General features: G+C 58.6%; 7 protein-coding genes. 6 read left to right on the plus strand and 1 reads right to left on the minus strand.

From position 1 onward, the window contains the following. The first annotated feature begins 147 nt into the window (after positions 1–147). The 4 genes from AC0QHF_RS00780 (at position 148) to rdgB (ending at position 4,038) form a co-directional block, all read left to right on the plus strand. A complete protein-coding gene (locus AC0QHF_RS00780; RefSeq protein WP_324702280.1) occupies positions 148–873 on the plus strand; it encodes an SDR family oxidoreductase in 726 nt (241 codons plus the stop codon). 64 nt (positions 874–937) lie between these two features. Further along, positions 938–1,660, plus strand: a complete 723-nt coding sequence (gene folE, locus AC0QHF_RS00785; protein WP_324702281.1) for a GTP cyclohydrolase I FolE — start codon at positions 938–940, stop codon at positions 1,658–1,660. A 189-nt stretch (positions 1,661–1,849) separates the two neighbouring features. After that, positions 1,850–3,286, plus strand: a complete 1,437-nt coding sequence (locus AC0QHF_RS00790; protein ID WP_324702282.1) for a phosphoglucomutase/phosphomannomutase family protein — start codon at positions 1,850–1,852, stop codon at positions 3,284–3,286. Between the two features lie 158 nt (positions 3,287–3,444). Next, complete coding sequence (gene rdgB / locus AC0QHF_RS00795) at positions 3,445–4,038, plus strand: RdgB/HAM1 family non-canonical purine NTP pyrophosphatase (protein WP_324702283.1); 594 nt, start codon at positions 3,445–3,447, stop codon at positions 4,036–4,038. A 74-nt stretch (positions 4,039–4,112) separates the two neighbouring features. Here the strand turns inward: rdgB and AC0QHF_RS00800 are convergent, their stop codons facing one another. After that, positions 4,113–4,451: a P-II family nitrogen regulator gene (locus tag AC0QHF_RS00800; protein ID WP_324702284.1), complete on the minus strand. Its 339-nt coding sequence runs from the start codon at positions 4,449–4,451 to the stop codon at positions 4,113–4,115. Positions 4,452–4,690: 239 nt separating this feature from the next. Here AC0QHF_RS00800 and AC0QHF_RS00805 point away from each other — a divergent pair, with 239 nt between their 5' ends. Beyond that, complete coding sequence (locus tag AC0QHF_RS00805; RefSeq protein WP_324702285.1) at positions 4,691–4,888, plus strand: hypothetical protein; 198 nt, start codon at positions 4,691–4,693, stop codon at positions 4,886–4,888. Between the two features lie 153 nt (positions 4,889–5,041). Then, the gene (gene ilvB / locus AC0QHF_RS00810; protein WP_324702286.1) at positions 5,042–6,880 is read left to right on the plus strand and encodes a biosynthetic-type acetolactate synthase large subunit; all 1,839 of its coding nucleotides are present in this window, start codon (positions 5,042–5,044) and stop codon (positions 6,878–6,880) included. Positions 6,881–7,013 lie beyond the last annotated feature (133 nt).

A 7,013-nucleotide genomic window follows, 5' to 3' on the forward strand; every position in this document is an offset into this window, starting at 1 on the left:
ATTGACTATGCCTTTAAGAGTTCAGTTTTGGACTGCTTAAGAATCCCCGCGTCTTTAGACCGGGGAGAAGTCAAAATTTTCTCAGAATTAGCAATTGCACCAGTTGCTACCTCAGTTGATCCCAAGCAAACATCATTCAAACCGTACATGAGTTCTCCCACAGAACGACGAGCACTGATCACGGGAGCCAGCAGTGGCATCGGCAAGGCGACGGCCCTGGCCCTGGCAGATGCCGGCATCCACATCGCCCTCGTCAGTCGCTCGCCGGAGCCATTGGAGGCCGTAGCCCGCCAAGCACGGCAACGGGACGTCGAAGCCCAAGCATTCGCCCTAGATTTATTCAAAATCGAGCAAGTTCACGCCGAAATTGCCACCCTTTCCGAGGCTTTTGGCCCCTTCGATATCCTGGTCAACAGTGCGGGTATGGGTTACACCCAGCCCCTGGCGAGTACCCCCCTGGCCGACTGGCAGCGGGTGATCGACCTCAACCTCACCGGTGTCTTTGAATGTATCAAAGGGGTCTTGCCCGGAATGCGGGACAAAGGTGGCGGAACCATCGTCAACATCGTTTCCATCGGCGGCCAACAGGTGTTTCCCAACTGGGGGGCCTATTGCGCCAGCAAATTCGGCTTGATGGCCCTCTCCCGAACCCTAGCCGCGGAAGAACGCCCCCACGGCATCCGCGTCACGGCGATCTGTCCGGGGGCCGTCAACACTTCCCTTTGGGACGCCCCGACGGTAGAAGCGGATTTCGATCGCAGCGCGATGCTGAACCCGGAAACCGTCGCCCGGTCGGTCCGGCACGCCGTCGAGCTCCCCCCCGAGGCGACCCTCGACGAACTGATTCTCATGCCCAGCGCCGGCAGCTTCTGAATCGGTCTTTCCGTGCGAATTTTCCACCCATTTCTAACTTCATTCCCACATTTTCCAATTTGTCATGACAATTGCATCCTCCAACAATTTTGTTAACTCATCCAGTTCCGACAGTATGAAAAATGCGGACAAAGACAATCTCAGCCGGATTTCCACCCGTCCCGACCGCAGCTCTTCCACCCACGCCAAAAATGGCCAACATCCCACCCGCACCGAAGTCAGCTCGGAAGAAATGATGGCCGCCGTCGAAACCATACTCTTGGGCGTCGGCGAAGATCCCGAACGGGAGGGACTCCTCAAAACTCCCAAGCGGGTGGCCGAAGCCATGGGATTCCTGACCAACGGCTACAACCAGTCCCTCGAAGATCTCGTCAACGGCGCCATCTTCGACGAAGGACACGAAGAGATGGTTCTGGTGCGGGATATCACCGTCTTCAGCCTCTGCGAACACCATATGCTGCCCTTCATGGGCAAAGCCCACGTCGCCTACATCCCCAACCAAAAAGTGATCGGCCTGAGCAAGCTGGCCCGCATCGTGGAAATGTACGCCCGCCGCCTGCAAGTCCAAGAGCGGCTCACCCGCCAAGTCGCCGAGGCCGTCCAAACCGTCCTCGAACCCCAGGGCGTGGCGGTGGTGATGGAAGCCAGCCATATGTGCATGGTGATGCGCGGCGTCCAAAAACCCGGATCTTGGACCGTCACCAGTGCTATGCTCGGTGTATTCCAAGACGATCAGAAGACCCGCGAAGAATTCCTCAACCTGATTCGCCACCAACCGTCCTTTTAGGGGACGACTGGGGAAAGGAGCAGCAGGAAAGTGTCAGAAGCGGGGAGAATTTGGCACTTCGGGCGGCTCGACGGCGATCGCTTCCCGAGGAGCGAAAAATTGACGGGATTTTGCTCAAATCCGGATCGTCAGGGTGCCACTCCCCAAACCTCAGTTTTGATTTCGTGGCTTTCTAGCTAGGACAATCCAATGACTCAACCCATCAAGTTCGGTACGGACGGCTGGCGCGGCGTCATCGCCGACGATTTCACCTTTGAACGGGTCGCCCTCGTCGCCCCCCTGGCGGCTCAGGTGTTGAAAGAAACCTACGGCGACACCACCGAAAATGACCACACCGTCATTGTCGGCTACGATCGCCGCTTCCTCGCCGAAGAGTTCGCCCAAAAAGCAGCCGACGCCATCCGGGAGGCGGGTTTCGACGTGAAACTGAGCGAAACCTACGCCCCCACCCCAGCCTTCAGCCTCGCCGCCCACCAACAAAAGGCCCTCGGGGCGATCGTGATCACCGCCAGCCACAACCCCGGCAAATATTTGGGCTTGAAAGTCAAGGGCGGCTTCGGCGGTTCGGTGAACCCCGATGTCACCCAAAAGATCGAGGCCCGTCTGGACAGTCCCCTCCCCCCCGTCAACATTCCCGGCACCCTGGAATCCTTCGACCCCTGGCCGGGATATTGCGAAACCCTGCAATCTAAAGTCAAGATCGACGAAATTAAAGAAGCGATCGCATCCCGGCAGTTGAGCGTCTTCGCCGACGTCATGCACGGGGCCGCCGCCGGGGGGCTCCAACGCCTGCTGGGGGACGGCGTTCACGAAATTAACGGCGATCGCGATCCCTTATTCGATGGAGGTGCTCCCGAACCCCTGCCCCGCTACCTCTCGGAACTGTTCCGGCAGATCAAAAGCCACTCCGCCAAAACCGACGGGGTGACGGTGGGGCTGGTGTTCGACGGAGACAGCGATCGCATCGCCGCCGTGGACGGGGACGGCAACTTCCTCAGCTCCCAAATTCTCATCCCCATCCTCATCGAACATTTATCGACCCGCCGCGGATTCACCGGAGAAGTGATCAAAACCGTCAGCGGTTCCGACCTCATCCCCCGCATCGTCGATCTGTTCGGCCTCTCCCTCCACGAAACCCCCATCGGCTACAAGTACATCGCCGACCGGATGCTCTCCAATTCCGTTTTGATCGGCGGGGAAGAGTCCGGCGGCATCGGCTACGGAACCCACATCCCCGAGCGGGATGCCCTGCTGTCGGCCCTGTACGTCTTGGAGGCCGTGGTGGAGTCCGGGGAAGACCTCAGCCGCACCTACCGCCGCCTGCAAGAGCAAACCGGCTTCACCTCCGCCTACGATCGCATCGACCTGCCCCTAGCCAGCATGGACGTGCGGGCGAAACTGGTGGCGGAGTTGGAAAACAACCCCATCAAAGAAATCGCCGGACAAGCCGTGGTGGACTGCCTGACCGTGGACGGCTACAAGTTCCGCCTCGCGGACGGCCGCTGGCTCCTGATCCGCTTCAGCGGCACCGAACCCGTCCTGCGGCTCTACTGCGAAGCCGATACCATCCAGACGGTGAGCAAAACCCTCTCCTGGGCCAAGGATTGGGCGCTCAGTCAGAATTAGGCAATAGGCAATAGGGAATAGGCAATAGGCAATGGGGGTTCTGCTTCCCTCCGCCCCCTACGCCTCCTCTGCTCCTTTGAACATTGATCATTGATCATTGATAATTATCAATTCCCTACTCCCCACGACCGACTCCCCACGACCGACTCCCTATAAACATGACCAAACGATTAGTAGTTGCCACCGGAAATCCCGGCAAGTTGGATGAAATGCGGGCGTACCTGACCGGTATCGACGTGGAATTGCGGCTCAAGCCGCCGGATTTGGACGTGGAAGAGACGGGAAACACGTTTTTGGAAAATGCTGGCCTCAAGGCAACTGAGGTGGCGCAAGTGACCGGGGAGTGGGCGATCGCGGACGATTCCGGATTGGCGGTGGATGCCCTGGGGGGCGCACCCGGCGTTTATTCAGCCCGCTACGCGGCGACGGATGCGGAACGGATCGCCCGGGTTCTCCGGGAACTGGAAACAGCCGATAGTCGCAAAGCCCAATTTGTCTGCGCGATCGCCATCGCCCGCCCGGACGGGGCGATCGTCGCACAACTCGAAGGCGTCTGCCCCGGGGAAATTGCAGAGGCGCCCCGAGGTCGGCAGGGCTTCGGTTACGACCCGATCTTTTACGTCCCCGAACACCAGATGACCTTCGCGGAAATGTCCCCGGAACTCAAAAACCAGATTTCCCACCGGGGTCGGGCTTTTGCGAAGTTACTGCCCCAGCTCCCCGCCCTTCTCAACCGATCCGAGGAATCGTAATGGATATCAGCCCGAGTGCGGGGAAACCCCCGCAAGTGGGGTGAAACTGGCTTTCCCAACCCCCCACCTGCTATTTAAATGGCTTCTAGATTCTTTTCTCCCGTGCGGATGCGGATGATTTGTTCCACAGGGGAAATGAAAATTTTACCATCCCCAATCTCGCCCGTTCGAGACGCAACGACAATCTTATCGACGACTTCATCCACCTGGTTATCTTCGACTACCACTTCGATTTTGAGCTTTTGCAGGAACTCAACCGTATATTCCGAACCCCGGTAGCGTTCCGTCTGACCTTTCTGGCGGCCGAACCCCCGCACTTCCGAGACGGTCATTCCGACAATGCCGGCATTGACCAGGGCAATCTTAACTTCGTCAAGTTTAAATGGCCGAACAATGGCTTCTATCTTTTTCAAGGCTTTCACTCCTAACGCTTACTGTTCGATCGGTCTGCTGTAGCAGGCGACAGGCACTCTGGCGACAGGCAATCGGTCGAAAAAGCTCTCGCCGTCTGGGTTGCGGAGTTTTTCGGAGTCCCGAGTCACCGGGCGACTGCCATAGATCGTGCGACACCCTTTGATATCACCGTCGAGCCCGACCCATTTGTAATCCCGGATACATTTTGTCTCCGGATGCCGTCTCTTAAGGTATCATAGTGGAACGGTTTCGGAAATGCGAACGGACGCAAGGGGATGGGAGTTCGGGAATCCCGGAATGGCCGGCACTCGCGATCGCCGCCCCGGATACCGCCCCAACGGCCGTCCGACGAGGCAGCGAAACCCGCCGGGGCGATCGCGACCCCGACTCCAAAGTTAAAAAATTTGATAGTCCCCGAATTTCCCGTTCTCTTTAGACTGATCAAATACATCATCCCGGGAGGGTGCCCGACCCACCCGGAAATGTAAAATCTTGTTAAAAGTAGAACGCTATAACCCGTTTGGTGGAATTCATTTATACAATAAAGGTTTTAACTAAACAATTAAAGTTAGATTAGAGGGACGATTCCGTGCAACTCAAACCTAAAATCGCGTCCAAGCGTGCCACGGGGGCATTTGCGCTCATCGACAGCCTGAAGCGTCACGGCGTGAAGCATATCTTCGGCTATCCCGGCGGAGCGATCCTCCCCGTTTACGACGAACTCTACCGGGCCGAAGCCGAGGGCGACATCCAACATATTCTCGTCCGCCACGAACAGGGGGCATCCCACGCGGCCGACGGGTACGCCCGGGCAACGGGGCGGGTGGGGGTGTGCTTCGGAACCTCCGGACCCGGGGCGACCAACCTCGTCACCGGCATCGCCACCGCTCACATGGACTCGATCCCGATGGTGGTCGTCACCGGACAGGTCGCCCGCCCCGCCATCGGTACAGATGCATTTCAAGAAACAGATATTTATGGCATTACCCTGCCCATCGTCAAACATTCCTATGTCGTGCGCGAGCCGAGTGACATGGCTCGTATTGTCGCCGAAGCCTTCCACATCGCCAGCACCGGACGCCCGGGTCCGGTCTTGATCGATGTCCCCAAAGATGTCGGCCTGGAAGAATTCGACTACATCCCCGTCAACCCGGGCGAAGTGTCCCTGCCGGGATACCGCCCGACGGTGAAGGGCAACATCCGCCAAATCAACCAGGCGATCAAACTGATTCAACAGGCCGCGCGCCCCCTGTTATATGTGGGCGGCGGCGCCATTTCCGCCGGGGCCCACGGGGAAATAGCGGAACTGGCCGAACACTTCCAAATCCCCGTCACCACCACCCTGATGGGCAAAGGCGCCTTCGACGAAAAACATCCCCTCTCCGTGGGGATGCTGGGGATGCACGGCACGGCCTATGCCAACTTCGCCGTCAGTGAGTGCGACCTGCTGATCGCCGTCGGTGCCCGGTTTGACGATCGCGTCACCGGAAAATTGGACGAATTCGCCTCCCGGGCTCGGGTGATCCACATCGACATCGACCCGGCGGAAGTGGGCAAAAATCGCGCCCCCGAAGTGCCCATCGTCGGCGACGTGCGCCAAGTCCTCCTCGACTTGCTGCGCCGCTGTAGAGAAATGGGAGACGTGGCCCGCCCCAATCAAACCAAAGCTTGGTTGGAACGGATCGATCGCTGGCGGGAAGATTACCCCCTCGTCGTCCCCCGCTACTCCGACAGCCTCTCCCCCCAAGAGGCGATCGCGGAATTGGGCCAACTGGCACCGGACGCCTACTACACGACGGATGTCGGCCAACACCAGATGTGGGGCGCCCAGTTCCTCAAAAACGGCCCGCGACAGTGGATATCCAGCGCCGGTTTGGGTACGATGGGCTACGGCATCCCCTCCGCAATGGGGGCGAAGGTGGCCCTGCCCGATCGCGAGGTGATCTGCATCGCCGGAGATGCCAGCGTCCAGATGAACATCCAAGAATTGGGAACCCTGGCCCAATATGGCATCGCCGTCAAAACCGTGATTATCAACAACGGCTGGCAGGGGATGGTCCGCCAGTGGCAACAAACCTTCTACGGCGAACGCTACTCCGCTTCCAACATGGAAGTGGGAATGCCCGACTTCGAGATGTTGGCCCGCTCCTACGGGGTGAAAGGCATGGTGGTGAACAGCCGCGAAGAATTGCACGACGCCTTCGCCGAAATGTTGGCCGACGACGGCCCCGTTTTGATGGATGTCCGCGTCACCAAAGATGAAAACTGCTATCCGATGGTGGCGCCCGGAAAGAGCAACGCCCAAATGCTGGGACTTCCCGAGCGGAAACAGTTGGAAAAAGCCGTCGAACTGGTCTACTGTAGCAACTGCGGTGCCAAAAATGTCGCCAGCAACCATTTCTGTCCCGAGTGCGGCACCAAGTTGTAAGGCGGAGCCCGCGCCGTCTTTTTCCATCAGGGGCGTATCGATGCGATCGCCCCTTTTTATAGCGCTGCGCGCGGGTGTAGGGTGTAGGGTGTAGGGTGTAGGGGCTAGAAATCGCCAAGACACATGGAAGTTT

This window comes from Lyngbya sp. CCY1209 (assembly GCF_055795065.1).